Here is a 23,175-nt window from a genome sequence, read left to right as displayed (position 1 = left end):
CGCACGAATATTTCCCGACGATGAGGATCGCCTTGCCATGCCCCCCAGGAATTTCCGCGCGCCGCTCGCGCTGGTTGCGCTGATGATGACGCCCGCGACCGCGCACGCCGCCGATGCCGCCGCCACCCCGGCCTCCGCTCCGGCGCTGACCTATCCCGCGACCGAGCGCGGCAACACCGTCGATCCGCAATTCGGCGTCGACGTCGCCGATCCCTATCGCTGGCTGGAGGACGATGTTCGCGTCAATCCGAAGGTCGCGGCCTGGGTCGCCGACCAGAACAAGGTCACCGACGCCTATCTGACGACGCTGCCCGGCCGCGAGGCGTTCAGGAAGCGGATGACCGAGCTCTATAATTACGAGCGCTTCGGCCTGCCGACCAAGGCCGGCACCCGATATTTCTACACCCGCAACGACGGGCTGCAGCCGCAGTCGGTGCTCTATGTCCGCGAGGGGTTGAAGGGCGAGGGCCGCGTCCTGATCGATCCGAATACATGGGCCAAGGACGGCGCGACCGCGCTTGGCGAATGGAACCCGTCCGAAGACGGCAAATATCTTCTCTATTCGGTGCAGGACGGCGGCACCGACTGGCGCATCGTCCGCGTGAAGGACGTTGCGACGGGGGCCGACACCAGCGACGAGATCCGCTGGGTCAAATTCTCGTCGCTCGACTGGGCGAAGGACGGCAGCGGCTTTTACTATTCGCGCTTCCCCGAACCGAAGGAAGGTCAGGCCTTCCAGTCGCTCAACGAGAATCACGCGGTCTATTTCCACAAGCTCGGCACCGCGCAGAGCGCCGACGTGCTGATCCACGCGACCCCCGACAAGCCGAAGCTCAACCATGCGGGAGTCGTCACCGACGACGGCAAATATCTGCTCGTCGTCTCGTCCGAGGGTACCGACGAACGCTTCGGGCTGACGCTGCACCCCGTGAAGGGCGGCAAGCCGATCGTGCTGGTCGACGATTATGCGAACAACTGGGAATATGTGACCAACGAAGGCACGCGCTTTACCTTCGTCACCAACAAGGGCGCCCCGCGCCAGCGCATCGTCTCGCTCGACATCAAAAAGCCGTCGGAGCTGACCGAAGTCGTGGGCGAGAATGAGGCGACGTTGGTCGGCGCCTCGCGCGTCGGCAACCGCATCATCCTGTCCTATCTTGGCGATGCGAAGTCGGAGGCGCGCATGGTCGGCCTCGACGGCAAGCCGATCGCGAACATCAAGCTCGCCGACATCGGTTCGGCCTCGGGCTTCGGGGGCAAGTCGGCCGATCCCGAAACCTTTTACAGCTTTGCGAGCTATGCGACCCCGACGACGATCTACCGCCTCGATACCGTCACCGGAAAGAGCGAGATTTTCGCGCAGCCCAAGCTGACCTTCGATCCGAAGCAATTCTCGGTCGAACAGCGCTTCTTCAAATCGAAGGACGGCACCGAAGTGCCGATGTTCGTGGTGATGAAGAAGGGGCTCGACCGCAGCAAGGGCTCGCCGACCCTGCTCTATGGCTATGGCGGGTTCAACCTGTCGCAGGTGCCCGGCTTCTCGCCGACCAAGCTCGCGTGGGTCGACAAGGGCGGCGTCTTCGTCGTCGCGAACATCCGTGGCGGCGGCGAATATGGCAAGGCGTGGCACGATGCCGGCCGCCTCGACAAGAAGCAGAATGTCTTCGACGATTTCATCGCGGCGGGCGAATATCTGATCGCGCAAGGGATCACCGGCAAGGGCCAGCTCGCGATCGAGGGCGGCTCGAACGGCGGCCTGCTCGTCGGCGCAGTGGTCAACCAGCGCCCCGACCTGTTCGCGGCGGCACTGCCTGCCGTTGGCGTGATGGACATGCTGCGCTTCGACCGCTTCACCGCGGGCCGCTACTGGACCGACGATTACGGCTATCCGTCGAAGGAGGCCGATTTCCGGACGCTGCTCGCCTACTCGCCCTATCACAACATCCGTGATGGCAAGACCTATCCGGCGGTGCTGGTGACGACCGCCGACACCGACGATCGCGTCGTGCCGGGGCACAGCTTCAAATACACTGCCGAGCTGCAGCACGCGAAGGTCGGCGACAAGCCGCACCTGATCCGCATCGAAACGCGCGCCGGCCACGGATCGGGCAAGCCGACCGACAAGATCATCGCCGAGGCAGCCGACAAATATGCCTTTGCGGCAAAATGGACCGGCCTGACCGTCGAATAGGCCGCCGGCTCGCGATCATCGCCATCGCCCTGCTCGGGCTAGCGGTGGTCGTCTGGTCGGTGCTGCCGAACGGCAAGCTCGCGCGGATCGAACAGCGCGCCGACTGCTATGATCCCGCCGCCCTGCCGAAGGTCGAAACGCTCACCGACGGGCGTAAGACGATGCGGCTGCGCGTGCTTCTCTGGAACGTCGAGGGGCTGCCCTGGCCGATCCGCAGCGGCCGCGGGCCGAAGCTCGCGGCGATCGCCGACTGGATCGCGAAGAGGCGCAAGGCCGACCTTGGCCCCGATATATTGATCCTGCACAAGGCCTTCACCCCCGAAGCGTCGCAGATCGCAAAGAACGGTCGCTTCGCGGCGATCGTGCCCGGCCCCGCGCTCGGCCAGCATCGCGCGCCAACAACGCCGGCCGCAGGCTTTACCGGCGGCGATCGTTGGTGGCGCACCCTTCCCGCGACTCCGCCGCCCGCGGGTTTCGCCGACGGCGCGCGCTGGTGGAAAGGCGAAGGCATCGGAAAATGGCTCGACGGCGGACTGTATATCGCGACCGACTTGCCGCTGAACTATGCCGAAAGCGAGGCTTTCGGACCGGATAGCTGCGCGGGCTTCGACTGCCTGTCGAACAAGGGCGCCGCGCTGATCCGCATCAACATCCCCGGTGCGCCCGCGCCGCTGTTCGCCTTCAACACGCATCGCAATTCGCGCGAGCCATCGGGCGTCTCCATCGCGCGCGCTGAACAGGCACATGTCCTGCAAACGCGCGAGAACGATGCTTTTCTGGCGGAGGTCGGCGATCAAGCGCTGATCGCCGCGGGCGATTTCAACAATTACCGCGCCGGCGACAGGGTGGGCCGCTTCGCCACCGACCCCGCCTTTCGCCTCGCCGCCAAGGGCGTCGGCTTCGCCGCCCGCGCCGCGCCCATGGCCGACAACAGGGCCTGGACCGACGCCTATGACCTCCTCGGTTTCCGCAGCTCGAGCGCGATGCGGGTCGAGCCGCTCGCGGTCGCCACGCTGTTCGACGGCAAAAATGGCCCTGTTCTTTCGGACCATCCGGCCCAATATGTCGTCTTCCGGCTGAGCTGGCGCGCCGACGCGCCGGCCGCGCCGGTCTTCATGCCCACCTGCACGCTCTGATTTCGAAAGAAGCCCATGTCCTTCGCCTTCGCCCCAACCGCCACCACCGCCGCTGCCCTCTGGGCCGAAACCGCCGACGCTGCCGAAGCGCTCGTCGCGGGCGAGCCCGACGGCATCGCAAACATGGCGAACCTCGCCGCGCTGATCTGGCAGGCGATCCCAGACCTCAACTGGGCGGGCTTCTATCGTTTCGACGGCAGCGAACTCGTCCTCGGCCCCTTTCAGGGCAAGGCCGCGTGCATCCGCATTCCGCTGGAAAAGGGCGTGTGCGGCGCCGCTGCCCGCACGCGCGAGACCCAGCGCGTCGACGACGTCCATGCCTTTCCGGGTCATATCGCGTGCGATGCCGACAGTCGCAGCGAACTGGTCGTTCCCGTCGTCGCCGGCGGACGCCTGATCGGGGTGCTCGACCTCGACAGCCCGCTGCCTTCGCGCTTCACCGCGGACGATCAGGCCGGCGCCGAGGCGCTGGTCGCGCGCGTCGCGGGCGCACTTGCCGGCTGACCCAAATTGGGACGCGAAACTCAGGGTTAACGGATTCGCGAGAATCGCTTCAGTTTGCTAACAGGCTGTTAACCAATCGCCGTTCGCCGTAACATCGGCGCAGGCTGGAATAACAGGGAGTTAGTAATGCGGACCATCCTGCTTCTGGGCGTCGCCGCCGGAACGATATTGCTGGCCGGCCGCGCATCGAGCGCCGAACCCGCGCCCGCGCCTGCGCCGAAGCTCGAATATGGCGCGCCCGCTTCGCCCGACGTCCGCGTCTATACGGGCTCGCCCGACCGCGTGCCGAGCGAGATCGACTATCGGCAGGTGAGCGGCACCTACGAGGCCGAGGGTCGCTGGACCGGCACGTGGAACGGCACCTATGAAGCGCCCGACGGACGGCGCTACGACGGCACGTATGAAGGCACCGTCGAAGGCGCCGGCGCGGGTTATCCCCCGCCGCCCGAATATGATCCGCGCTATGGATATGGCGGTCCCCCGCCGGGACCCGACCCGCGCGATGCCGACATGGCGCGCCGCTGCGGTCATGGCGGCCAGATCGGCGGCGCGGTGATCGGCGGGGTCGTCGGAGGCGTCGTCGGCAATCGCGTCGCGGGGCATGGCGACCGCACCGCGGGCACGCTGATCGGCGGCGGTGTCGGCGCGCTTGCCGGCTCGGCGATCGGCAACAGCGCCGACAAGAAAAAATGCGAGGAATGGTGGGCGAGCCGCGGCGGTTATCGCCACGGCGGCGGCTATTACGGCTACGGCTATCCCGGCACCACGGTCTATCAGCAGGGCGGCTATGCCTCTTCGGGTTATGGCTATGGCTGGTACTCGCCGGGCGTCGTCGTCGTCACGACGATCACCACCCCGGTCGTGACCGAAACGGTCGAAACGACCACAAAGACCTATTACGAGAATGCGCCGGTGCGGAAGCGCTATGTCGCGAAAAAGAAATGGAAGCCGCGGCCCAAGCCGCGCTGCGCCTGCTGATAACCCGGACAGGTCTGGTCACCGAGTCCCGAAAGAGCCCGCCATCGCGCAGATGGCGGGCTTTTCCTTTCGTCGCGCCGGAATACCGGTTCAGCGGTGCGAAAGCATGGAAGGCCTAGTGATGCGGCGTTGCGGGCGGGACCGTCCCTTGCCTGCGTCCGGGGAGCGCCCCTTCGATGCGTAAATTTACGACCCTTGCGACCGCCAGCGCGATCGTCCTGACCTCGTTCGCTGCCGTCCCCGCCGAAGCGCGCGGGCGCCACGGCGGCTGGGGCTATCGCGACCGCGACCATATCAGCACCGGCGAAGTCATCGGCGGGCTGCTGATCCTCGGCACGATCGCCGCGATCGCCAGCTCGGCGAGCAAGGACAAGGCCCAGCAGCGCAACGACCGCTACGATCCGCCTTACCGCGAGCCGCGCCAGGATACGCCGAACTATGAACCGCAGGGTGACGAGTCCGAACCCTATGGCAGCGGCACCACCGAAGTCCGCCCGTACGGCAATGGCGAGGCCGAAGCCCGCGCGTCCGACGCGTGCAGCTGGGCGGTCGAGGGCGAGATGGGCGACGATGCCCGCGTCGACAGCATCACCGGAACCGAACCGAACGACGGCGGCTGGTACGTCACCGGCACCGCCTCGCGCCTTGGCGGCGAGGTCCGCAGCTTCGGCTGCAGTTACAGGAACGGCCGCGTCGTCGACGTCCGGTTCAACTGACCGCTTCCCTGCAGGTACGGAAAAGGCCTCTCGCCCGCGGCGAGGGGCCTTTTCCTTTATGAACGCCAGCAAAACCCAGACTGAACCTCAGATAAGCGGGGGGTTCAGCACGGCGTCACGGCCGAATCGGTAAAAGGTTTCCAACAGGCCGCAACGGGTGCCGCCTGCGCATTTGGAGACCGAACCATGGCTATCAAAGCTACCTTCACCAAGGCCGCGATTGGTGCGGCCACCGCTGGCGCAATGCTGATGAGCGCCGTCCCCGCCAGCGCGCGCGACCGCGGTGACCGCGACGGCATCAGCGCGGGCGAAGTCATCGCCGGCGCCGTCGTCCTCGGCGGCCTTGCCGCGATCCTGTCGGCCGATAACGACCGCGACCGCTACGACCGGTACGACGACCGCTACGGCCGCACCGACGATCGCTACAACCGCGGCCGCTACGACAATGATCCGCGCTACGGTTATGGCTATGACTATAATCGCTACGGCAACAGCCGCAGCGCCGTCAGCCAGTGCGTCAGCGCGGTCGAGCGGGGTACGCGCCGTTACGGCCGCACCGACGTCACCCAGGTGACGAGCATCGACCGCAAGCGCGACGGCTACCGCGTCAAGGGCCGCGTCGTCGTCACCGACGGCTATGGCGGCCGCTGGGGTCGCGGCGGATCCTATGACAAGGGCAAGTTCAGCTGCGACATCCGTTATGGTCGCGTGCAGGACATCAGCTACTCGGGTCTGCGTTGAGCCCTGAACGGCTGAATTGAAACGAGAGGCCCGCCCGTGGAGACCCCACGCGGCGGGCCTCTTGCGTCGGGCTTGCACACGCCGCATGAAGCGGCATGCTTCGCCACACCCTCGCAGCCGCGCTGCTCCTCGCCACACCGACGATCGCCCTCGCGAAGGACGAAACCCCCGCCGCCGATCCCGCGCGGCTGAAGGCGCTCGTCGAAAAGCTCGTCTCGTTCGGCACGCGCCACACGCTCTCGTCGGCGACCGATCCCAAGCGCGGAATCGGCGCCGCGCGCACCTGGGGCGCCGCCGAATTCGAACGGCTGTCAAAGGCCTGCGGCGGCTGCCTGACCGTCGAGCGGATCAGCGACCGCTTCGAAGGGCCGCGCGCGCCCTCCGGCGTTATCGTGGAAAATGTCCTTGCGATCCAGAAGGGTAGCGACCCGAACCGGGTGATCATCATCGCCGGCCATATCGACAGCCGCGTCACCGATCCGATGAATTTCACCAGCGACGCGCCCGGCGCGAACGACGACGGGTCGGGCACCGCGCTGGTGCTCGAGGCCGCGCGCCTGCTGTCGAAGGACAGGCATCGTGCGACGATCGTCTATGCGCTGCTGTCGGGCGAGGAACAGGGGTTGTGGGGCGGCAAGCTGATCGCGCGCCACGCGAAGGAGAAGGGCTGGCAGGTCACTGCCATGCTCAACAACGATATCGTCGGCGGCACGCACGGCACCGATGGCACGATCGTCGACAACCGTGTCCGCGTGTTCAGCGAAGGCATCCGCTCCTCCGAAGATCTCGCGGCGCAGCTCGTACGCCGCGGCATCGGCGGCGAGGACGACGGCCCGTCGCGCGCGCTGGCCAAGGCCGCGGTTCGCGCGGGCGAAGCCAATCCCGCAATCGGACTCGAAGTGCTCGCGGTACGCCGCCCCGACCGTTTCCGCCGCGGCGGCGATCACAGCCCCTCGCTCGAACTCGGCTATCCCGCGATCCGGTTCACCGTCGGGGTCGAGGATTATGACCACCAGCATCAGGATCTGCGGACCGAGAACGGCCGCAAATATGGTGACACGGTCGACGAGATGGATTTCCCCTATCTGGCGCGGGTGACCGCGCTCAACGTCGCCCTCGTCTCCGAGCTTGCCGATGCGCCGGCGGCGCCGGCAAATGTCAGCATCGACGGTGCCCTCAGCTCGAACACCACGGTCCGCTGGACCCCGGTCGAGGGCGCGGCATCCTATCGCATTCGCTGGCGGCGCGCCGACCGAAGCGACTGGACCGACAGCAGGCTCGTTCCGTCGGGTCCGGCGAACGAGTTAATTTTGCCCGGCGTCGTGGTCGACGATAATTTCTTCGGGGTTTCAGCGGTTTCGGCAACCGGCGAGGAAAGCATCGTGACGTTCGGGGGCCTTCCGCCGGCATCTTAATTGTCGAACAAAGCAAACGAAAATTTACCTTCGCGCGTTATGGCATCGATGGGACCAAAATAACCGCCGGGCGTGGGTGGCCGGGCGGCGTAGAATGTTGGTCGCCCATGCCGAATCCCGAGGCTTCCGCCTCAACCGCACCGGATGAAAAGCGCCAGCCGCGACAGTCGCGTCTGGTCAAGGCGGCGCTCGGCTGCCAGCGACTCAGCCGTTTCGATGTCACGCTGCGGAATGTCTCCGAAACCGGCGTCGGCGGCGTAGGACCCCATGTCCTGAACATCGGCGAACGCATCACCATCTTCCTGCCCGGGCACGAGCCGATGCTGGGCACCGTGCGCTGGGTCGTCGACAAGCGCTTCGGCATCGAAACCGACAAGCCGGTCGAGACCGTCCGCCTGCGCGTCGCGCACGGCGACGAACTGCGCACCGCCGACAGCATCGCCGATTTCCAGATCGTCCCCGCGCCGAAGATCGACACCTGGCGCCCCGGCCTGACGCGCGCCACGACATTGCCGGGGCATTTCGGTCGGAAAAGGTGACCCGGCCGGCTACAGGTTATGCAGGTTACCGGAGCCGGTAATCGGGGCCCACATAGGCCCGGACGGGACTGCCGCGCTCCAGTTGCTGGTTGCGATCCCATCCATCCTTCCGCGCGCCGCGCATATTTTCCTCGCGCCGTTCGATCAGCATCATCGCGAGCTTGATACAGGCAAGCTTGCGATTGGCGTGCTGCGATCGCTGATCCTGCACCACCGTGACGAGCCCCGTGGGAATATGCGTGGCACGGACCGCGCTGTCAGTCTTGTTGACATGCTGCCCGCCCGGGCCGGACGCACGCATTGCCTGATATACGACATCCTCTTCGCGCAATTCGCCGATGGCCTCGATCGGCGGGACCCTCGTCACCCCCACGAACCAGTTTCTTCGTCGATGATGGGGCCGGAACGGGCTGGCGCCGACCCACAGGACCGTGCCCTCCCGCTCTCCGGCAAACCGGTCGGCGCCCTCGCCCGAAACCCGCAGCATCAGCGAGGCCGGATTGCCGCTCGCTGGTTCCATCGGCTCGCAGCGCACGCCGGCCTTGGCGGCTTCCTTTGCAAAGATATGCGCCAGCTGACCGACAACCCATCGGCACTCTTCGGGCCCGTGACCCGACGACAGGTGCAGGATGATCTCGCTCATGAACGCCTCGTCTTGTAGCTCAGCAGGGGTCGAAGGCTCGCGATGACACGGATCAGTCCCGCGGCCTCAAGGTCGCCGACAACACCGCCGATGTCCTTGTATGCCTGCGGGGCTTCCTCGAAAATCAGCCGACGATCCTCGCAGATCACACGCCCCCCAAGCGCCGTGCGCTCAAGGTCGGACGGCCGAAACCGCTTCGACAGCCGGCCATGCGCGTCGTTGCGACCCCATTTCCGGCCGGCGCCATGAGCCAGCGAACAGAGGGCCCCGGCCGCTTGCCCGACGACGGGTTCGACCAGATAGCTGAAATCGCCGCGCGACCCCGGAATCACGACCAGCCCCCGGTCTGCCGGCGCCGCTCCCTTCCGATGCAGCCATCCGCCTTCGTACGGCGTGACGCTGTTGTGGCAGATGTCGAGCCTTCGCACGGCCGCCAGACCCAGCTTTTCGCAGAATCGGCGTGCTATGATCTCGCGATTGAGAACCGCCCAGCCGACCGCCCGGTCATGCGCGGCGAGATACGCCGCCCCCGCCTCGCCCGATGCCTCGGCCGGCGCGGTGCCGCGGGATCGCGTCCAGTCGTCGAGGATCGCCTGTCCCAACCCGCGCGAACCGCTGTGGACCATGAGCCAGACGGCATCGGGACGAAAGCCGAATGCCTCGAACCGGTCGATGTCGACAATCCGTTCGACGCGCTGGAACTCGGCAAAATGATTGCCGCCGCCTATGGTCCCCAGCGCCGCTCCGCCGAGCGCCGGATCGATCTTCGCCTTCGAGAGCGCCGCGCCTGCGTCGCCGTCCCAAGGCTCATCCAGACCGCGAAGCTTGCGCGCGGCTGCATCGAGCCGGAACCTGCGCACGGGCTGGTCGGTTTCCCAAAGCGCCATTCCGCAACCGATATCACTACCGACGAGATGCGGGAACAGCATGTCGGGTGACCAGTATGCGGCCCCCACCGCAATCCCGCGGCCGGCGTGAAGGTCCGGCAAACCGACGATCCGGGCAAGGCCCTCGAACTCGGCGGCTCGCGCAAGCTGGTCCAAGGCGAGCGGATCCACCCGCGAAAGGTCGGATGCGATGATCCTGATACTTGCCTTCGTCATGCGCCTTCTCCCTGCCCGCCGCGCGCGGGCATGAGGTGCCATGGAAACTCGGCACTATCCTTGAGAATCCCGTCCCGCGGATCGACGAAGAACTGGCGAAGTCGCGACCAGCGGCGAGGGCTGTCGAGTACCTCGCCCTCGATCATCCATTCACCCCGCCGCCCGATCGAGATCCGGGTAGCCACGATGTCGTCCAGGTGCAGCCGGACGTGCATCTTCACCGTGCTGCCGGTATCCAGCCGCGCGCAGATTTCACTGAACACATCGTCCCAGCGACGCCCGCGCCGGCTTCTCAAGAAGCGGACCAGCGGCGCCAGATTTTCGTTCAGCGATTTGGTGTAGGGCGCCTCGCGGTTGGCGTGCCGCTTCAGACCGAGAAATTTACAATCGGGATCACTCCTTTTCAGTTTGGCAGATGCCGCATGGCTCGCGCCCCAGCGCGGCCGCTCGACGATGATCTTGAACATGTCATGCCGCATGCCGCGCCTCCCCCCGATCCGGGAGCTGCGAACGGACAGCGATTGAAAGTGACGAAAGATAGCCGGCGGCATCCGCGCCGCGCAACGGGGTCAGGCGAACGCAGTCGCCCGGAAGGAAATTGCCCATGCAATTTGTTCCTGAATAGTCTGGAAATCGGAAAATGTTGCGTTGCGGATCGACGCTGCTCGCATGACTTTCTCCTTTCCAGTTCAGAAACAATGCCGGTATCGGCGGCCGGCCCGATAGCTTGTACGGACCGCAAACTCAACATTTAAAGTGGTGCGCGCCCTACCCGGCACCCCCAAACAGAAAACCGGCGCGGATCGCTCCGCGCCGGTGTCCCCCGTTAAAACTCTTGTGTCGAAGCGGCTCAGGCGACCCGGCGCACTTCATTCCCTTCTTCGTCGATGTCGCGAAGGACATAACCGCGGCCCCAGACCGTCTCGATATAATTCTCGCCGCCGCAGGCGAGCGCGAGTTTCTTGCGCAGCTTGCAGATGAAGACGTCGATGATCTTCAGTTCGGGCTCGTCCATGCCGCCATAGAGGTGGTTCAGGAACATTTCCTTGGTCAGCGTCGTGCCCTTGCGGAGCGAGAGCAGCTCGAGCATCTGATATTCCTTGCCGGTCAGATGCACGCGGACGCTGTCGACTTCGACCGTCTTGGTGTCGAGGTTGACCGCCAGCTTGCCGGTCTTGATGACGCTCTGGCTATGGCCCTTCGAACGGCGCACGACCGCATGGATGCGGGCGACCAGCTCGTCGCGATGGAACGGCTTGGTGACATAGTCGTCGGCGCCGAAGCCGAACGAGCGCACCTTCGAATCCATTTCGGAAACGCCCGACAGGATCAGCACCGGCGTCTGCACCTTTGCGGTGCGGAGCTTTTTCAGCACGTCATAGCCGTGCATGTCGGGCAGGTTCAGGTCGAGCAGGATGATGTCGTAATCATACAGCTTGCCGAGGTCCAAGCCTTCCTCACCGAGATCGGTGGTGTAGACGTTGAAGCCTTCGGTCGTGAGCATCGTGTCGATCGCTTTCGCGGTCGTCGGCTCGTCCTCGATCAGCAGTACGCGCATTAGGCACCCCTTGATTGTTCCCACGATGGACCCGCAACCCGTCTGCGGCCCCCTCGCAGTGCCCCCGACGACCCCTGTTGCAGGGCTGCCGGAACATTAACCATGAAAGCAATGAAGGGAAAAGGTTAATTTTGATTTAACCCGCAGGAATCCGCGATTCGCGGCCTATATGCAACAGTCGGGGATGCGCATTTACCGGTTACCGAGCGCCGTCAGCTGCTCGTGCGCGCCGGTGCACGACAGCTTCAGATTGTCGACCAGATAGTCCGAAAGCGCTCGCACGCGCGCGGGCCGCAGCCGCGACGGCGGCGACAGCAGGTGCAGATACGCCTGCGGTAACGACCAGTCGGTGAGGATGCGGACGAGCGCTCCCGAAGCGAGTTCGGTCGCCGCGATGAAGTCGGGCAGGACCGCGATCCCGCCCCCCGCCGCAAGCAGGGGGACTACGATATCGCCATTGTTGGTGAACAGCGGCCCCGACGGGAGCACCGTCGCTTCCTCGCCCTTGCGCTGGAAATGGAGCGGCATCGCACGCTGGCGGTGGCCGTAACCGACGAGGCGATGCCCGCCGAGGTCGAGCGGATGCCTCGGCGTGCCATGCTTCTCCAGATAGGCGGGACTTGCCAGCACCGACGCCGCGACCGGCGCAATCGTCCGCGCGAGCAGGCTGGAATCGGCGAGCGGCGAGATGCGCAGGGTCAGATCGATCCCCTCGGCAACGGGGTCATGGCGCGCATCGCTCAGCAGCACCTCGATCTCGACTGCAGGATGCTGGTCGAGAAACGCCGCGAGCGGCGGGCCGAGCACCTTGATGCCGAAGCTCATCGGCGCCGCGAGACGGATCGGCCCCGCCAGGTCGACGCGGTCGCCGCGCGCCGCTTCGGTCGCCGCAGTCGCCGCCGCGACCATCGCGCGCGCCTCGTCGAGCAGCCCCGCCCCCGCGGTCGAGACCGCGACGACGCGCGAGCTGCGGTGGAGCAGGGTGATGCCCAGCGATGCCTCGAGCCGCGTCACCGCCTTCGACACGCTCGCCTTCGACAGCCCCAGCGCGGCGGCGGCGGCGGTGAAGCTGCCACCATCGGCGACGGCGACGAAACAGGCCCAGCCTTCATAGTCGGGAAGCGCCACGAATACCTCCTGAATCGAAACAATGGTTTTCCATCTACGCTATTTTCGAAACGATCCCAATGCCTATTTTGTCCTCAACAGATGAGCCGCCCGGCACCGATGCCGGAGGGCGGCACCAAGATAAAGGACAAGCCCGATGATCGACATCCGCAAATTCGACACGCTGGGCCACGCCAACCACGGCTGGCTCGACGCCCGTCACCACTTCTCGTTCGCCAATTATTACGAGCCCGATCGTATGGGCTGGGGCGCGCTGCGCGTCTGGAACGACGATGCGATCGCATCGCAGTCGGGCTTCCCGCCGCATCCGCACCGCGACATGGAAATCATCACCTATGTCCGTACCGGCGCGATCACGCACCGCGACAGCATGGGCAACACCGGCCGCACCGCGGCGGGCGACGTCCAGGTGATGAGCGCCGGCACCGGCGTGACGCACAGCGAGTTCAACCTCGAGGACGAGGAAACGACGCTGTTCCAGATCTGGATCATGCCCGACCGTGACGGCGGCAATCCCGGCTGGGGCGCCCGCCAGTTCCCGAAAGCCGACCGTTCGGGTCAGTTCGTGACCTTGGCGAGCGGCATCGAGGGCGACGAAGCGCTGCCGATCCGCGCCAATGCCCGTGTGGCTGCGGCAACGGTGAATGCAGGAGAGACCGTGTCCTACGACCTCGAAGGCGGGCGCCACGCCTACCTCGTCGCCGCCAAGGGCCGCATCCGCGTCAACGGACAGGATGCCGATCCCCGCGACGGCATCGCGCTCCGCGATGTCGGGACGATCAAGGTCGAGGCGCTCGACGACGCCGAACTGGTCCTCGTCGACAGCCTGTAACCGCAACCCCCTCGGGCCGCCGCTTGTCCCCCTCCCTGTTGGCGGCGGCCCACCCCTTTCCCTCATCCAAGTCCCAAGGAGTTTAGTGCCATGACCAATATTCTTCGCGTCGATGCCAGCGCCCGTCACACGGGCTCGACCACCCGCAGCCTGACCGACCGCCTCGTCGAGCGCCTGCTCGGCCAGAGCTATGGCGCCAGGGTCGTCCACCGCGACCTCGCCACCACCCCGCCCGCGCTGCTCGACGAAAGCTGGGTGTTCGCCAATTTCACCGACGACGCCGAACGCAGCGCCGAACAGAAGGCCGCGCTCGAAGCCTCGGACGAACTGATCGCCGAACTCGAAGCCGCCGACGCGGTCGTCATCGGCGTCCCCGTCTACAATTTCGGCATTCCCGCATCGCTGAAGGCATGGATCGACCTGATCGCCCGCGCCCGCCGCACCTTTCGCTACACCGAAGCCGGCCCCGAAGGCCTGCTCAAGGGCAAGAAGGCCTATCTGGTCGTCGCGTCGGGCGGCGTGCCGGTCGGCAGCGACTATGATTTCGCGACCGGCTATCTGCGCCACGTCCTCGGCTTCGTCGGCATCACCGACGTCACCGTGATCGACGCCGGCGCCCAGATGATGGACGGTGAAGCTGTGAACCGCGCGACCGCGGCCATCGAAGACCTGCAGCAGGCCGCTTGAAGATGTCGATGCGCCGTCTCCCGAGCTGGTTCCTTTCGCATGGCTCGCCGATGATGGCGCTCGAGCCCAGCCCGGCGCGGGATTTCCTCGCCGGGCTGGGCAGCTCGCTGCCGCGTCCGCGCGCGATCCTCGTCGTGTCGGCGCATCATGACGCGGCATATCAGGGCGGCCGCGCGACCGTGACCGCCTCGGCCGCGCCGCCGACGATCCACGACTTCGGCGGCTTTCCCGACGAACTGTTCGCGATGCGCTACCCCGCCCCCGGCGATCCGGCGCTTGCGGCGCGCATCGTCGATCTGCTCGCAGGTCACGGTCTCACCGTCACCGCCGATCCCGAGCGCGGGCTCGACCATGGCGCATGGGTGCCGCTGTCCGTCATCTACCCCGACGCCGACATCCCGGTGATCCAGCTCTCGATCGCCTCGAACGCGCCGCCCGAATGGCATTATGCGCTGGGGCAGGCGCTCGCGCCGCTCCGCGACGAGGGCGTGCTGATCATCGGATCGGGCAGCATCACGCACAATCTCCGCGCCTTCTTCACCACGCGCCCCGCGATCGGCGCGCCGGCGCCCGCATGGGTCGGCGACTTCACCGCCTGGGTCGCCGGCCGCATGGAAGCCAATGCGATCGACGATGTCCTCCACGCCGTCGATCGCGCGCCGCACGGCAAGGACAATCATCCGACGCCGGACCATATATTGCCGCTATTCGTTGCGATGGGCGCCGGCGCCGACGGCGACCGGCTGCATGCGAAGCGTCTTCACGCCAGCACGACCTATGCGTTTCTGGCGATGGACGTTTACGCTTTCGGCGAAGAGAGCGTCGCCGTATAGCGCGGCGATGCTTCTTTCAGACCATATTCTCTTCCTCGATGGCGAGGCGCTCGTCATCGACAAGCCGGCGGGCCTGCCCGTCGACGCCCCGCGCGACGGCAGCCTCAGCCTCGAAAATCATCTCGACAGCCTGCGCTTCGGTTTCAAGCGCTGGCCGCTGCCCGTCCACCGGCTCGACCGCGACACCTCTGGCTGCCTGCTGCTCGCACGCAATCCCAAGGCGCACGGCCGCTTCACCCGGGCGTTCGAGGGGCGAGAGGTCGAAAAGCAATATCTCGCGATCCTCGACGGTGTCCCGGCCGACAATGGCGGCACGATCGACCTGCCGCTCGGCAAGACCTCGACCGCCGAAACCGGCTGGCGGATGGTTGTCGATCCGAAAGGCAAACCCTCGGTCTCGCATTGGGAAAAGCTCGCCGAAGTCGACGGCCGCGCGCTGCTGCGCTTCCGCCCCGAAACCGGCCGCACGCATCAATTGCGTGTCCACGCGCTCGAAGGGCTGGGTTTTCCGATTGTCGGCGACCCCGTTTACGGCAAGGGCGGCCCCAGGGACCGCACGATGCTGCACGCCGAACGGCTCGTCGTAAAACGTGACGTCAAGCCGTCAATAATCGCCGAAGCGCCCTTTCCCGATCGCTTCGCCGCACTCGGCTTCGCGGCCCCCGAAGGCGCCGCGCCGACCCGTGGCTGACATCCCCGAAAGCGCGATCAGCGAGAAGTTTCTCGCCGGCTCGGGTCCCGGCGGCCAGAATGTCAACAAGGTCGCGACGGCGTGCCAGCTGCGCGTCGATGTCTTCGCGCTCGGCCTTGCGCCGGACGCCTATCGCCGGCTCAAGACGCTGGCGGGCAGCAAGATGACGGCGGCCGGCGAACTCGTCATTCTCGCGCGCAGCTTTCGCACGCAGGAGGCCAATCGCGCCGACGCACGGGCACGGCTGAACGAACTGGTCGACGCCGCGCTCGTCCGGCCCGAGAAGCGGATCAAAACCAAGCCAAGCAAGGCCGCAAAAGCGAAGCGCGTCGACAGCAAGAAGGCGCGCAGCAACGTGAAAGCCGGACGCGGCCGCGTGCAGTTCGACTAGGCCGGACCCGCGATGCAGCTTTACCGGCTCGACGCCACCGCAGCGCAGATTTCCGTTACTTTCGGGGTCGACGCCGGCGACGATCCGTGGACCGGCGACTATGTGACGCCCGGCCGACCGGCACCCGTCATCACCCCCGACAGCCGCGGCGGCCCGCGCCGCTATCTGCGTCCGAAGCTGTGGGGCGTCCCGCCGCCGCCGCAGGGAACGCAACCGGTCGCGACGGTGCGCAATCTCGCAAGTCCGTTCTGGATCGGGACACTTCGCCACCCCGAGCTTCGCTGCCTGATCCCCGCGACGAGCTTTGCCTTATGGTCGGGCGCCGCCGGTGCGAAGCGCCAACACTGGGCCTCGGTCGACGGCCGTCCGATCTTCGCCTTCGCCGGAATCCAGCGCCAGAACGAGGATTGGCCGGGCTTCGCGATCCTGACCACCGACCCCAACAGGCTGGTCGAGCGTCATAGCCCTGCCGCAATGCCGCTGATCCTCCATCCCGAGGATCATGAGCGCTGGCTCACCGCCGACTGGCGCGACGCAGCGGCGCTCGTCACACCCTATCCCGGCCATCTGATGGCGGTTGGCGAAACGCCACCCGTCACCTGAAATTTCACCATATTCCTTCACCTTGCGATAACCAGCTGCGGAGTAAATCCGGCGAATCAAACAGACCGGGTGGGATTCGCAAGCAGTGCTGACAACGACAAAAGCCGCCAAGCAGGGACGCGGGGCCGAGCGCGCAACCGTGCAGGCCCGCGCACGTTTCCGCGAGCCGGGGCTCAATCCCTTCGGCGCCGACCTGTTCGACCTGTCGTCGACCGGCTTTCGCATGGTGACCGCGTTCCGGCCGCAGATCGGCAAGCATATCTGGGTCAACCTGCCCGGCCTTCAGCCGCTCGAGGCGGTCGTGCGACGCGCCGAGGGCAACAGCTACGGCTGCGAGTTCGTCCATCCGCTCCACCCCTCGGTGGCGCAGCATCTGCAGACCAAGCTCGGCAGCTGACCGGTCGCGCCGATCAGCCCTCGGGCGTTTCGGACTTCTTCAGGATATGCTTCCACTCATCGGGCGTCACGCGCCCGACCGAGAGGCGCGACTGGCGGATCAGGTCCATGTCGGCGAGCTTCGGATCGGCCTTGATCGCCGCGAGCGTCACCGGATGCTTGAGCGCACGAACCGGCGCGACGCGAACGATGACCCAGGGCGAGCCCTTTTCCGCCGTCGGATCGGGCGATGCGGTCTCGGTGATCTTCATGATCCCCACGCATTCCTTGCCGATATTGCTGTGATAGAAGAGCGCCTCGTCGCCGACCTTCATTGCCATCAGGTTCAGCTTCGCGGTGTGGTTGCGCACCCCGTCCCACATCCCCGTGCCATCCTTGACGAGCTGCTCCCACGCATAGGCGTCGGGTTCGGATTTCATCAGCCAATATTGCTTTGCCATGATCGCGGGCTTAGCCGAGCCCCGCGCGGGGTGGAACCGCCTTTTTCCCTTTAACCCGCGCGCGCCAGCGCCTAAATCGCGACTCATCCGGCGTCCCTGCAGGCGCTGCCCCTATCGAATGGACATAATATACATGACCGCTGCCGTTCCCGTCATTTCCATGTCGCTCCCCGCCGACCAGTTCGCGCATGATTTCGGCGCCTCTTTCGAACGCTTCGGCTTTGCGATGATTACCGATCATGGCATCGACCCCGCGCTGATCGACGACGCCTGGACGAAGGCGAAGGATTTCTTCGCGCTGCCCGAGGATCAAAAGCGCGCCTATCATATTCCCGGCGGCGGCGGCGCGCGCGGCTATACGCCGTTCGGCACCGAGATCGCGAAGGGCGCGAAGGAAGTCGACCTCAAGGAATTCTGGCACGTCGGCCGCGACCTGCCCGCGGGCCACCGTCTCGCCGCGCAGCAGCCGAACAACGTCTGGCCGGCCGAGGTCGACGGCTTCCGCGCGGTCTATGACAAGCTGTTCGCCGAGTTCGACCGCGTCGGCGGCCGGCTCCTCTCGGGAATCGCGCGCTACCTTGGCCTCGCGCCCGATTTCTTTGACGACACGGTGAAGGACGGCAACAGCGTGATGCGCCTCCTCCACTATCCGCCGGTCGCGGCTCCCGCGAAGGGCATCCGCGCCGAGGCGCACGAGGACATCAACACGATCACGCTGTTGCTCGGCGCCGAGGAAGCCGGCCTCGAAATCCTCGACAAGGATGGCAGCTGGCTTCCCGTCTCGCCCCCGCCGGGCGCGATGGCGGTCAATGTCGGCGACATGTTGCAGCGGCTGACCAACAACCGCCTGCCCTCGACCACGCACCGTGTCCGCAACCCCGACGCCGGCCGCGCCAGCGTTGCGCGCTACTCGATGCCCTTCTTCCTGCACTTCCGCTCGGACTATCCGATCGAGACGCTGGAAAGCTGCGTCAGCGCATCGCACCCCAACCTCTATCCCACGCCGATCACCGCCGACGACTATCTGCAGGAACGACTGCGCGAGATCGGGTTGAAGAAATAGACCTCAGCGATCGGGGAGCGCGTAGATGTCGCGCTCCAGCCCGTCGGGAAAGCGCTCGCGCATGAGCACGGTGCCCCCGAGCTTTTCGGCAAGCTGGCGCGCCGCGACATTCGCGTCGTTCATATGCGTCTCGACGAGGTCCCAGCCGAGCGTGCGATAGCCGAAGGCGATCGCCGCGCGTGATGCTTCGGCGGCATAACCCATGCGCCGCGCCTCCGGCACGATCCACCAGGTAAGTTCGGAGCGCGGCCAGCCCTCGGCCCACCAGAGGCCGCAGCCGCCGATCATCCGCCCGCTCGCGCGCTCGACGACAGCCCAACGGCCATAGCCGCGCAGTGCCCAGTGGCCGAGGTCGGCGGCGAGCACGCGCCACGCCGCGCTGGCATCCATCGGCCCGCCGTAGAAGCGTGACGCCGCGGCATCGGCGAAGAAGTCGCGATAGACGGGGAAGTCGCCGGCCTCGGGCGCGCGCAGGATCAGGCGCTCGGTGTCCAGTGTCGGGATCATCGGCCAGCCTTCTTCGATCGGGTGAAGCGGTTGCGCCCACGCCACAAGGCAAGCAATCCGGCGCCGTCGCTGCCGCGATAGGGCAGCAAGTTCCCGAGCGAGGAAATGAAGGCAACCACCATCAGCATCGACGCGACCGGTGCCAGATCGATGGTCCGGTCGTCGACACGGATCTGTTCGAACGCCTCGGCCGTCGGCAGCCCGCTCGCCCGCGTTGCCGGAATGTCGTGCAGATCATAGCCCACGACCGTCGCTGCGTTTCGCGGTGGAGAGGCGGCCGGCACCGACAGCACCACCGATGCCGCGAGCGCCAGCAGGGCAATCGCGGCGTCGGCAAGCGGCCCGGCGGCGAGCACAATCGCATGTTGCCGCCGCGTCCAGCCGCCCTCCGGCGCGCGCAAGCGGACGAAACCGCCAAGGTCGCCACCCCGGGGCAGCGGTTCGAAGGTCAGCCGACGCTTGAGCGGAGCATAGGTCACACCGAACACCGAAATCGCCAGCACCGTGCCCCGCTGCCGCCAGACCGCGAGGGCATGGCCGAGTTCGTGGAAGAGAGTAACGAGGAAGCTCATCGCCACGAGCGCGATCAGCACCGCAAGCCCGCCCCACGACCGCGGCGCATATTCGTACAGCCCCGCGAACAGCATCAGACTCAGCAGGATGCGGACAAGCCCGGCGACCCATTCGCCCATGCCTATCGCTCCGCCCAATAGTCGAACACCGCCTGCTGCTGTTCGCGGATGAAGCGCGCGGCGGCGGCGCCCTCCCACGGGCCGTCGTAGCCGAGGAGCAGCGCTGTCCCGCCGACCCACCAGCCCTGTCCGGGCAGCCGATCGCTCTCGCGTACCAGCAGCACCGCAAGATCGGGCTCACCATCGAGCGCGGTGAGCCGGTCGACCTCGGCGAGCGTCTTGCACACCGCGCGCATCTTGGGGCGCGTGAAACGGAAGCCGAGGTCGCCGAGCAGTTCGGAATAGCTGACGCTGCGCCCCTCGCGCGCCGCCGCGGTCAGGATAGCGCGGATGCGCGGCGCATCGCCGAGCGCCGACACGTCGGCGGCGCTTTCCTCGCTGCCTAGCCCCTGGTCTTTGGCGGCCATGGAATGAAGCCCGAAGTGCGCTGGACATAGGCGGCATAGTCGGGCCGGGTCTTGTGCAGTCCCTTTTCGAGCAGCGCCTTGCCCGACCATTTCGTCAGCGTGAAGGTCAGGAAAAGTGGCCCGATCACGCTCGCCAAGGCAATCCACGGGCCGAGGTCGGCGGCGATCAGCCACAGCCCCCACCAGGTCAGCGCGTCGCCGAAATAATTGGGATGCCGCGTATAGCGCCACAATCCCGTGTCGAGCACCTTGCCCTTGTTCGCCGGATCCTTGCGGAAACGATCGAGCTGGGCATCACCGATGGTTTCAAACGCAATGCCGATCAGCGCCGCAACGACCCCGATCCAGCCGACAAGGCCCACGGCCGGCGGCGGAAATGCACCCGCCATGCGGATCAGCGAGGTCGCGCCCGCCCAATCGGCCGCGCTTGCCCAAATGCCGATCTGCGCCGGCAGACTTGTGATGAATAGCAAAGGCGCCTGCGTCAGGAAGACCGTGAGCAGCGCCACCTTTGCCCAGCTCCATTTCCTGGTCTCCATCTGCCGCGCGATGATCTTTGCATAGCGCGGATCCTCGCCATGCGATCGCCAGCGGACGAAAAGATGGATCGCAAGACGCAATCCCCACAGGGATGTCAGTCCGAGCAACAGCCGCCCGTGCAGCCCCTCGATTCCCGCCTGCCACGCGCTGCCCCATGCCAGCAACACCATGCCGAAGGCCCAGAAGGCGTCGATGAACGATACGTCGCGGATCGCGACGGCGATCCACCACAGGATCAGGATCACCGCGATCAATCCGGCGAAATTGATGCCCAGCAGCGTCAGCGCTTCGCTCATCCGCGCGCTCCTTCATCCTCCGTGCCGACGATATCGTCGATCGAGCTTACCGCACGCTCGGGGAATTTGGGAATGCAGCTTTTATAGGTCTCCAGCACCTTCATCATATCGGCGCGAAAATCGCCGGTGGGCCAGATCAGCGGACCAAGCCCGCCCGTTTTGCGGCCATAGTCCATGAAACCGACGACCAGCGGCACCTTTGCCGCAAGCGCGATCTGGTAGAAGCCGGTGCGCCACTTCTTTGCCTTGCCGCGCGTCCCCTCGGGCGCGACGGTCAGCATGAATTCCGCACGGCGCGCGAATTCGTCGACCATCTGCTGCACCACATTGCTGGCGTTGCGGCGATCAACGGGGATGCCGCCCATCTGTTTCATGAAGCCGCCGATCGGCCATTTGAACAGCGACAGCTTGCCCATGAAATGCGCGCGCACCTTCAGATCGGCGGTAAGGCCGAGGAAGTTTACAAAGTCCCAGTTGCTCGTGTGCGGTGCGGCAATGATGATGAAGCGCCTCGGCTCGGGCACTTCGCCGACAGCTTTCCAGCCGCGCGCGCGGTACATCAGCAGCAGCAGCCATTTCACCGCGCGCGCAACCGGTCCCGGCGGGTGATCCTCGATAGATGTCATTCGCTCTCCCCTGCTCCAGCACTTGCGCGAAAGCGTCGTGGCAGGCAAGCCGCTTGCGGCCGGACACGCTTTCTGCTCCCTTTGCCCGATCGACAGGGGAGGCTTGAATGAAGAACTGGACCGCGCTGCTGACTTCGGCGCTGCTCGTGGCGACACCCGCGGTGGCACAGGATGCCCCGCGTGCAGACCAGCTCGCCTTCCGCGATCTCTACAAGGAACTCGTCGAAACCAACACGACGCTCTCGTCGGGCAGTTGCACCCTCGCCGCCGAGCGCATGGCCGCCCGCATGAAGGCGGCGGGCTTTGCCGACAGCCAGCTCACGCTTTTCGCAACCCCCGAGCATCCGAAGGAGGGAGGCCTCGTCGCGATCTATCCGGGCACATCGAAGACCGCGAAGCCGATCCTGCTGATCGCGCACATCGACGTCGTCGAGGCGAAGCGCGAGGATTGGGAACGCGACCCGTTCATAATGATCGAGGAAAACGGTTATTTCTACGGCCGCGGCACGCTCGACGACAAGGCACAGGCGGCGGTGTGGGTCGACACGCTGATCCGCTTCAGGAAGGAAGGCTACAAGCCGAAACGCACGGTGAAACTTGCCCTTACCTGCGGCGAGGAAACCAATGGCGCGTTCAACGGTGCCGAATGGCTCGCCACGAACAAGCGCGACCTGATCGACGCCGAATTCGCGCTCAACGAGGGCGGAGGCGGCGACAGCGACGGCAAGGGCAAGGTCGTCGGCCAATCGGTGCAGGTCGGCGAAAAGACCTTCGCCAATTTCCGCCTCGAAACCCGCAATCCCGGCGGCCACAGCTCGGTCCCGGTCCGCGACAATGCTATCTATCAGTTGTCGCGCGCGCTGACGAAGATCGACGAATATGAATTTCCGGTCGAGATGACCGACACGACGCGGCGCTTTTTCGCCGAAGCAGGGGCCGCGCGCGCCGACGCGCTGGGCAATGCCATGGTCGCGCTCGCCAAGGACAATGGCGACAAGGCGGCCGGGGCGATCGTCAACGCCGACCGCTTTCTGCACGGCAATATCCGTACCACTTGCGTCGCGACCCTGCTCGATGGCGGGCATGCCCCCAATGCGCTCCCGCAACGCGCCGGCGCGAACATCAACTGCCGCATCTTCCCCGGACACAGCATCGAGAGCATCCGCGAGGAACTGATCAAGGTGATCGGCGACCCCGGTGTTACCGTCACGCAGCTGCCCCCCAAGCGCCCTGCCCCGCCGTCGCCTTCGCTCGACCCGAAGATCATCGGGCCGATGCAGAAACTCGTCGACAAATATTGGCCGGGGCTGAAGGTCATCCCGTCGATGGCGAACGGCTATACCGACGCGACCTTCCTCGGCGCCGCGGGGATTCCGACCTATGGCATTCCCGGCATCTGGGGCGACCCTGACGGCAATGGCGTCCACGGCCTCAACGAACGCGCCGAGGTGAAGGCGGTCTATGTCGGGCGCGATTACATGTTCGATCTGGTCAAGGCCTACGCCGACAAACCCTAAGC

The 23,175-nt window shown here is 65.9% G+C and carries 28 protein-coding genes; 17 read left to right on the top strand and 11 right to left on the bottom strand.

Going from position 1 to position 23,175, the window contains the following annotated elements:
- Positions 1-37 precede the first annotated feature (37 nt).
- From L7H23_RS14355 to L7H23_RS14320, 8 genes are all read left to right on the top strand, one after another.
- Positions 38-2,191, top strand: coding sequence for a prolyl oligopeptidase family serine peptidase (locus L7H23_RS14355; protein WP_237836552.1), 2,154 nt, complete (start codon positions 38-40; stop codon positions 2,189-2,191).
- Complete coding sequence (locus L7H23_RS14350) at positions 2,167-3,327, top strand: hypothetical protein (protein ID WP_237836551.1); 1,161 nt, start codon at positions 2,167-2,169, stop codon at positions 3,325-3,327. The genes L7H23_RS14355 and L7H23_RS14350 overlap by 25 nt, the downstream gene beginning before the upstream one ends.
- 15 nt (positions 3,328-3,342) lie before the next feature.
- The gene (locus L7H23_RS14345) at positions 3,343-3,831 is read left to right on the top strand and encodes a GAF domain-containing protein (protein ID WP_237836550.1); all 489 of its coding nucleotides are present in this window, start codon (positions 3,343-3,345) and stop codon (positions 3,829-3,831) included.
- A 126-nt stretch (positions 3,832-3,957) separates the two neighbouring features.
- Positions 3,958-4,809 (top strand): glycine zipper 2TM domain-containing protein, encoded by an 852-nt coding sequence (locus L7H23_RS14340; RefSeq protein ID WP_237836549.1) that lies wholly within the window; start codon positions 3,958-3,960, stop codon positions 4,807-4,809.
- 176 nt (positions 4,810-4,985) lie between these two features.
- On the top strand, positions 4,986-5,525 hold the full coding sequence (locus L7H23_RS14335) for a hypothetical protein (protein ID WP_237836548.1): 540 nt from the start codon (positions 4,986-4,988) through the stop codon (positions 5,523-5,525).
- Positions 5,526-5,711: 186 nt separating this feature from the next.
- A complete protein-coding gene (locus tag L7H23_RS14330; protein ID WP_237836547.1) occupies positions 5,712-6,266 on the top strand; it encodes a hypothetical protein in 555 nt (184 codons plus the stop codon).
- A gap of 95 nt (positions 6,267-6,361) precedes the next feature.
- Entirely contained in the window at positions 6,362-7,681 is a 1,320-nt protein-coding gene (locus tag L7H23_RS14325; protein ID WP_237836546.1) for a M28 family metallopeptidase, read from the top strand.
- Between the two features lie 107 nt (positions 7,682-7,788).
- Entirely contained in the window at positions 7,789-8,220 is a 432-nt protein-coding gene (locus L7H23_RS14320) for a PilZ domain-containing protein (protein WP_237836545.1), read from the top strand.
- A gap of 25 nt (positions 8,221-8,245) precedes the next feature.
- Here the strand turns inward: L7H23_RS14320 and prfH are convergent, their stop codons facing one another.
- The 5 genes from prfH to L7H23_RS14295 all read right to left on the bottom strand — a co-directional run bounded on the left by prfH (position 8,246) and on the right by L7H23_RS14295 (position 12,652).
- Complete coding sequence (gene prfH / locus L7H23_RS14315) at positions 8,246-8,863, bottom strand: peptide chain release factor H (RefSeq protein WP_237836544.1); 618 nt, start codon at positions 8,861-8,863, stop codon at positions 8,246-8,248.
- Positions 8,860-9,966, bottom strand: coding sequence for an RNA ligase RtcB family protein (locus L7H23_RS14310; protein WP_237836543.1), 1,107 nt, complete (start codon positions 9,964-9,966; stop codon positions 8,860-8,862). The genes prfH and L7H23_RS14310 overlap by 4 nt, the downstream gene beginning before the upstream one ends.
- Positions 9,963-10,433 carry a hypothetical protein gene (locus L7H23_RS14305; RefSeq protein ID WP_237836542.1) on the bottom strand — a complete coding sequence of 157 codons (471 nt, stop codon included), beginning with the start codon at positions 10,431-10,433 and terminating at the stop codon, positions 9,963-9,965. Before L7H23_RS14305 ends, L7H23_RS14310 begins: the two co-directional genes overlap by 4 nt.
- A 383-nt stretch (positions 10,434-10,816) precedes the next feature.
- Complete coding sequence (locus L7H23_RS14300; protein ID WP_237836541.1) at positions 10,817-11,524, bottom strand: response regulator transcription factor; 708 nt, start codon at positions 11,522-11,524, stop codon at positions 10,817-10,819.
- Positions 11,525-11,716: 192 nt separating this feature from the next.
- Positions 11,717-12,652, bottom strand: coding sequence for a LysR family transcriptional regulator (locus L7H23_RS14295; RefSeq protein ID WP_237836540.1), 936 nt, complete (start codon positions 12,650-12,652; stop codon positions 11,717-11,719).
- A gap of 136 nt (positions 12,653-12,788) precedes the next feature.
- Here L7H23_RS14295 and L7H23_RS14290 point away from each other — a divergent pair, with 136 nt between their 5' ends.
- The 7 genes from L7H23_RS14290 to L7H23_RS14260 all read left to right on the top strand — a co-directional run bounded on the left by L7H23_RS14290 (position 12,789) and on the right by L7H23_RS14260 (position 17,086).
- Positions 12,789-13,484: a pirin family protein gene (locus tag L7H23_RS14290; RefSeq protein WP_237836539.1), complete on the top strand. Its 696-nt coding sequence runs from the start codon at positions 12,789-12,791 to the stop codon at positions 13,482-13,484.
- Positions 13,485-13,574: 90 nt separating this feature from the next.
- The gene (locus L7H23_RS14285; protein WP_237836538.1) at positions 13,575-14,171 is read left to right on the top strand and encodes an NAD(P)H-dependent oxidoreductase; all 597 of its coding nucleotides are present in this window, start codon (positions 13,575-13,577) and stop codon (positions 14,169-14,171) included.
- Positions 14,172-14,179: 8 nt separating this feature from the next.
- Positions 14,180-15,004 carry a class III extradiol ring-cleavage dioxygenase gene (locus L7H23_RS14280; RefSeq protein ID WP_237836537.1) on the top strand — a complete coding sequence of 275 codons (825 nt, stop codon included), beginning with the start codon at positions 14,180-14,182 and terminating at the stop codon, positions 15,002-15,004.
- 7 nt (positions 15,005-15,011) lie between these two features.
- Complete coding sequence (locus L7H23_RS14275; RefSeq protein ID WP_237836536.1) at positions 15,012-15,695, top strand: RNA pseudouridine synthase; 684 nt, start codon at positions 15,012-15,014, stop codon at positions 15,693-15,695.
- Entirely contained in the window at positions 15,688-16,086 is a 399-nt protein-coding gene (arfB, locus tag L7H23_RS14270; RefSeq protein ID WP_237836535.1) for an alternative ribosome rescue aminoacyl-tRNA hydrolase ArfB, read from the top strand. The genes L7H23_RS14275 and arfB overlap by 8 nt, the downstream gene beginning before the upstream one ends.
- Before the next feature lie 12 nt (positions 16,087-16,098).
- Positions 16,099-16,689: an SOS response-associated peptidase family protein gene (locus L7H23_RS14265; protein WP_237836534.1), complete on the top strand. Its 591-nt coding sequence runs from the start codon at positions 16,099-16,101 to the stop codon at positions 16,687-16,689.
- 85 nt (positions 16,690-16,774) lie between these two features.
- The gene (locus L7H23_RS14260; RefSeq protein WP_237836533.1) at positions 16,775-17,086 is read left to right on the top strand and encodes a PilZ domain-containing protein; all 312 of its coding nucleotides are present in this window, start codon (positions 16,775-16,777) and stop codon (positions 17,084-17,086) included.
- A gap of 13 nt (positions 17,087-17,099) precedes the next feature.
- Here L7H23_RS14260 and L7H23_RS14255 read toward each other — a convergent pair whose 3' ends face one another.
- Positions 17,100-17,525, bottom strand: a complete 426-nt coding sequence (locus tag L7H23_RS14255) for an EVE domain-containing protein (RefSeq protein ID WP_237836532.1) — start codon at positions 17,523-17,525, stop codon at positions 17,100-17,102.
- A gap of 133 nt (positions 17,526-17,658) precedes the next feature.
- On the opposite strand from L7H23_RS14255, the gene L7H23_RS14250 reads away from it, so the two are divergent.
- Positions 17,659-18,588: a 2-oxoglutarate and iron-dependent oxygenase domain-containing protein gene (locus L7H23_RS14250; protein WP_237836531.1), complete on the top strand. Its 930-nt coding sequence runs from the start codon at positions 17,659-17,661 to the stop codon at positions 18,586-18,588.
- A gap of 3 nt (positions 18,589-18,591) precedes the next feature.
- On the opposite strand, the gene L7H23_RS14245 is transcribed toward L7H23_RS14250, so the two are convergent.
- Genes L7H23_RS14245 through L7H23_RS14225 form a run of 5 tightly spaced genes read right to left on the bottom strand, consistent with a single transcriptional unit; the run spans position 18,592 to position 21,656 of the window.
- On the bottom strand, positions 18,592-19,095 hold the full coding sequence (locus tag L7H23_RS14245) for a GNAT family N-acetyltransferase (protein ID WP_237836530.1): 504 nt from the start codon (positions 19,093-19,095) through the stop codon (positions 18,592-18,594).
- The gene (locus tag L7H23_RS14240; protein ID WP_237836529.1) at positions 19,092-19,787 is read right to left on the bottom strand and encodes a site-2 protease family protein; all 696 of its coding nucleotides are present in this window, start codon (positions 19,785-19,787) and stop codon (positions 19,092-19,094) included. Before L7H23_RS14240 ends, L7H23_RS14245 begins: the two co-directional genes overlap by 4 nt.
- Positions 19,788-19,789: 2 nt before the next feature.
- The gene (locus L7H23_RS14235) at positions 19,790-20,194 is read right to left on the bottom strand and encodes a ribose-phosphate pyrophosphokinase (protein ID WP_237836528.1); all 405 of its coding nucleotides are present in this window, start codon (positions 20,192-20,194) and stop codon (positions 19,790-19,792) included.
- The gene (locus L7H23_RS14230; RefSeq protein WP_237836527.1) at positions 20,170-21,030 is read right to left on the bottom strand and encodes a DUF1295 domain-containing protein; all 861 of its coding nucleotides are present in this window, start codon (positions 21,028-21,030) and stop codon (positions 20,170-20,172) included. The genes L7H23_RS14235 and L7H23_RS14230 overlap by 25 nt, the downstream gene beginning before the upstream one ends.
- On the bottom strand, positions 21,027-21,656 hold the full coding sequence (locus L7H23_RS14225) for a lysophospholipid acyltransferase family protein (protein WP_237836526.1): 630 nt from the start codon (positions 21,654-21,656) through the stop codon (positions 21,027-21,029). Before L7H23_RS14225 ends, L7H23_RS14230 begins: the two co-directional genes overlap by 4 nt.
- A 107-nt stretch (positions 21,657-21,763) precedes the next feature.
- Here L7H23_RS14225 and L7H23_RS14220 point away from each other — a divergent pair, with 107 nt between their 5' ends.
- Positions 21,764-23,173, top strand: coding sequence for a M20/M25/M40 family metallo-hydrolase (locus tag L7H23_RS14220; protein ID WP_237836525.1), 1,410 nt, complete (start codon positions 21,764-21,766; stop codon positions 23,171-23,173).
- Positions 23,174-23,175 lie beyond the last annotated feature (2 nt).

The organism is Sphingopyxis sp. BSN-002 (genome assembly GCF_022024275.1).
Lineage (GTDB): Bacteria > Pseudomonadota > Alphaproteobacteria > Sphingomonadales > Sphingomonadaceae > Sphingopyxis.
This window is presented reverse-complemented; position numbering and strand designations above follow the sequence as displayed.

Coding starts and splice junctions, on each gene's coding strand:
- L7H23_RS14305 (WP_237836542.1), bottom strand. CDS start 10,433: ATGTTCAAGATCATCGTCGAGCGGCCGCGCTGGGGCGCGAGCCATGCG.
- L7H23_RS14320 (WP_237836545.1), top strand. CDS start 7,789: ATGCCGAATCCCGAGGCTTCCGCCTCAACCGCACCGGATGAAAAGCGC.
- L7H23_RS14350 (WP_237836551.1), top strand. CDS start 2,167: ATGGACCGGCCTGACCGTCGAATAGGCCGCCGGCTCGCGATCATCGCC.
- L7H23_RS14345 (WP_237836550.1), top strand. CDS start 3,343: ATGTCCTTCGCCTTCGCCCCAACCGCCACCACCGCCGCTGCCCTCTGG.
- L7H23_RS14240 (WP_237836529.1), bottom strand. CDS start 19,787: ATGGGCGAATGGGTCGCCGGGCTTGTCCGCATCCTGCTGAGTCTGATG.
- prfH (WP_237836544.1), bottom strand. CDS start 8,863: ATGAGCGAGATCATCCTGCACCTGTCGTCGGGTCACGGGCCCGAAGAG.
- L7H23_RS14340 (WP_237836549.1), top strand. CDS start 3,958: ATGCGGACCATCCTGCTTCTGGGCGTCGCCGCCGGAACGATATTGCTG.
- L7H23_RS14225 (WP_237836526.1), bottom strand. CDS start 21,656: ATGACATCTATCGAGGATCACCCGCCGGGACCGGTTGCGCGCGCGGTG.
- L7H23_RS14285 (WP_237836538.1), top strand. CDS start 13,575: ATGACCAATATTCTTCGCGTCGATGCCAGCGCCCGTCACACGGGCTCG.
- L7H23_RS14290 (WP_237836539.1), top strand. CDS start 12,789: ATGATCGACATCCGCAAATTCGACACGCTGGGCCACGCCAACCACGGC.
- L7H23_RS14250 (WP_237836531.1), top strand. CDS start 17,659: ATGACCGCTGCCGTTCCCGTCATTTCCATGTCGCTCCCCGCCGACCAG.
- L7H23_RS14265 (WP_237836534.1), top strand. CDS start 16,099: ATGCAGCTTTACCGGCTCGACGCCACCGCAGCGCAGATTTCCGTTACT.
- L7H23_RS14275 (WP_237836536.1), top strand. CDS start 15,012: ATGCTTCTTTCAGACCATATTCTCTTCCTCGATGGCGAGGCGCTCGTC.
- L7H23_RS14300 (WP_237836541.1), bottom strand. CDS start 11,524: ATGCGCGTACTGCTGATCGAGGACGAGCCGACGACCGCGAAAGCGATC.
- L7H23_RS14280 (WP_237836537.1), top strand. CDS start 14,180: ATGCGCCGTCTCCCGAGCTGGTTCCTTTCGCATGGCTCGCCGATGATG.
- L7H23_RS14330 (WP_237836547.1), top strand. CDS start 5,712: ATGGCTATCAAAGCTACCTTCACCAAGGCCGCGATTGGTGCGGCCACC.
- L7H23_RS14255 (WP_237836532.1), bottom strand. CDS start 17,525: ATGGCAAAGCAATATTGGCTGATGAAATCCGAACCCGACGCCTATGCG.
- L7H23_RS14220 (WP_237836525.1), top strand. CDS start 21,764: ATGAAGAACTGGACCGCGCTGCTGACTTCGGCGCTGCTCGTGGCGACA.
- L7H23_RS14245 (WP_237836530.1), bottom strand. CDS start 19,095: ATGATCCCGACACTGGACACCGAGCGCCTGATCCTGCGCGCGCCCGAG.
- L7H23_RS14310 (WP_237836543.1), bottom strand. CDS start 9,966: ATGACGAAGGCAAGTATCAGGATCATCGCATCCGACCTTTCGCGGGTG.
- L7H23_RS14235 (WP_237836528.1), bottom strand. CDS start 20,194: ATGGCCGCCAAAGACCAGGGGCTAGGCAGCGAGGAAAGCGCCGCCGAC.
- L7H23_RS14335 (WP_237836548.1), top strand. CDS start 4,986: ATGCGTAAATTTACGACCCTTGCGACCGCCAGCGCGATCGTCCTGACC.
- L7H23_RS14355 (WP_237836552.1), top strand. CDS start 38: ATGCCCCCCAGGAATTTCCGCGCGCCGCTCGCGCTGGTTGCGCTGATG.
- L7H23_RS14325 (WP_237836546.1), top strand. CDS start 6,362: ATGCTTCGCCACACCCTCGCAGCCGCGCTGCTCCTCGCCACACCGACG.
- L7H23_RS14230 (WP_237836527.1), bottom strand. CDS start 21,030: ATGAGCGAAGCGCTGACGCTGCTGGGCATCAATTTCGCCGGATTGATC.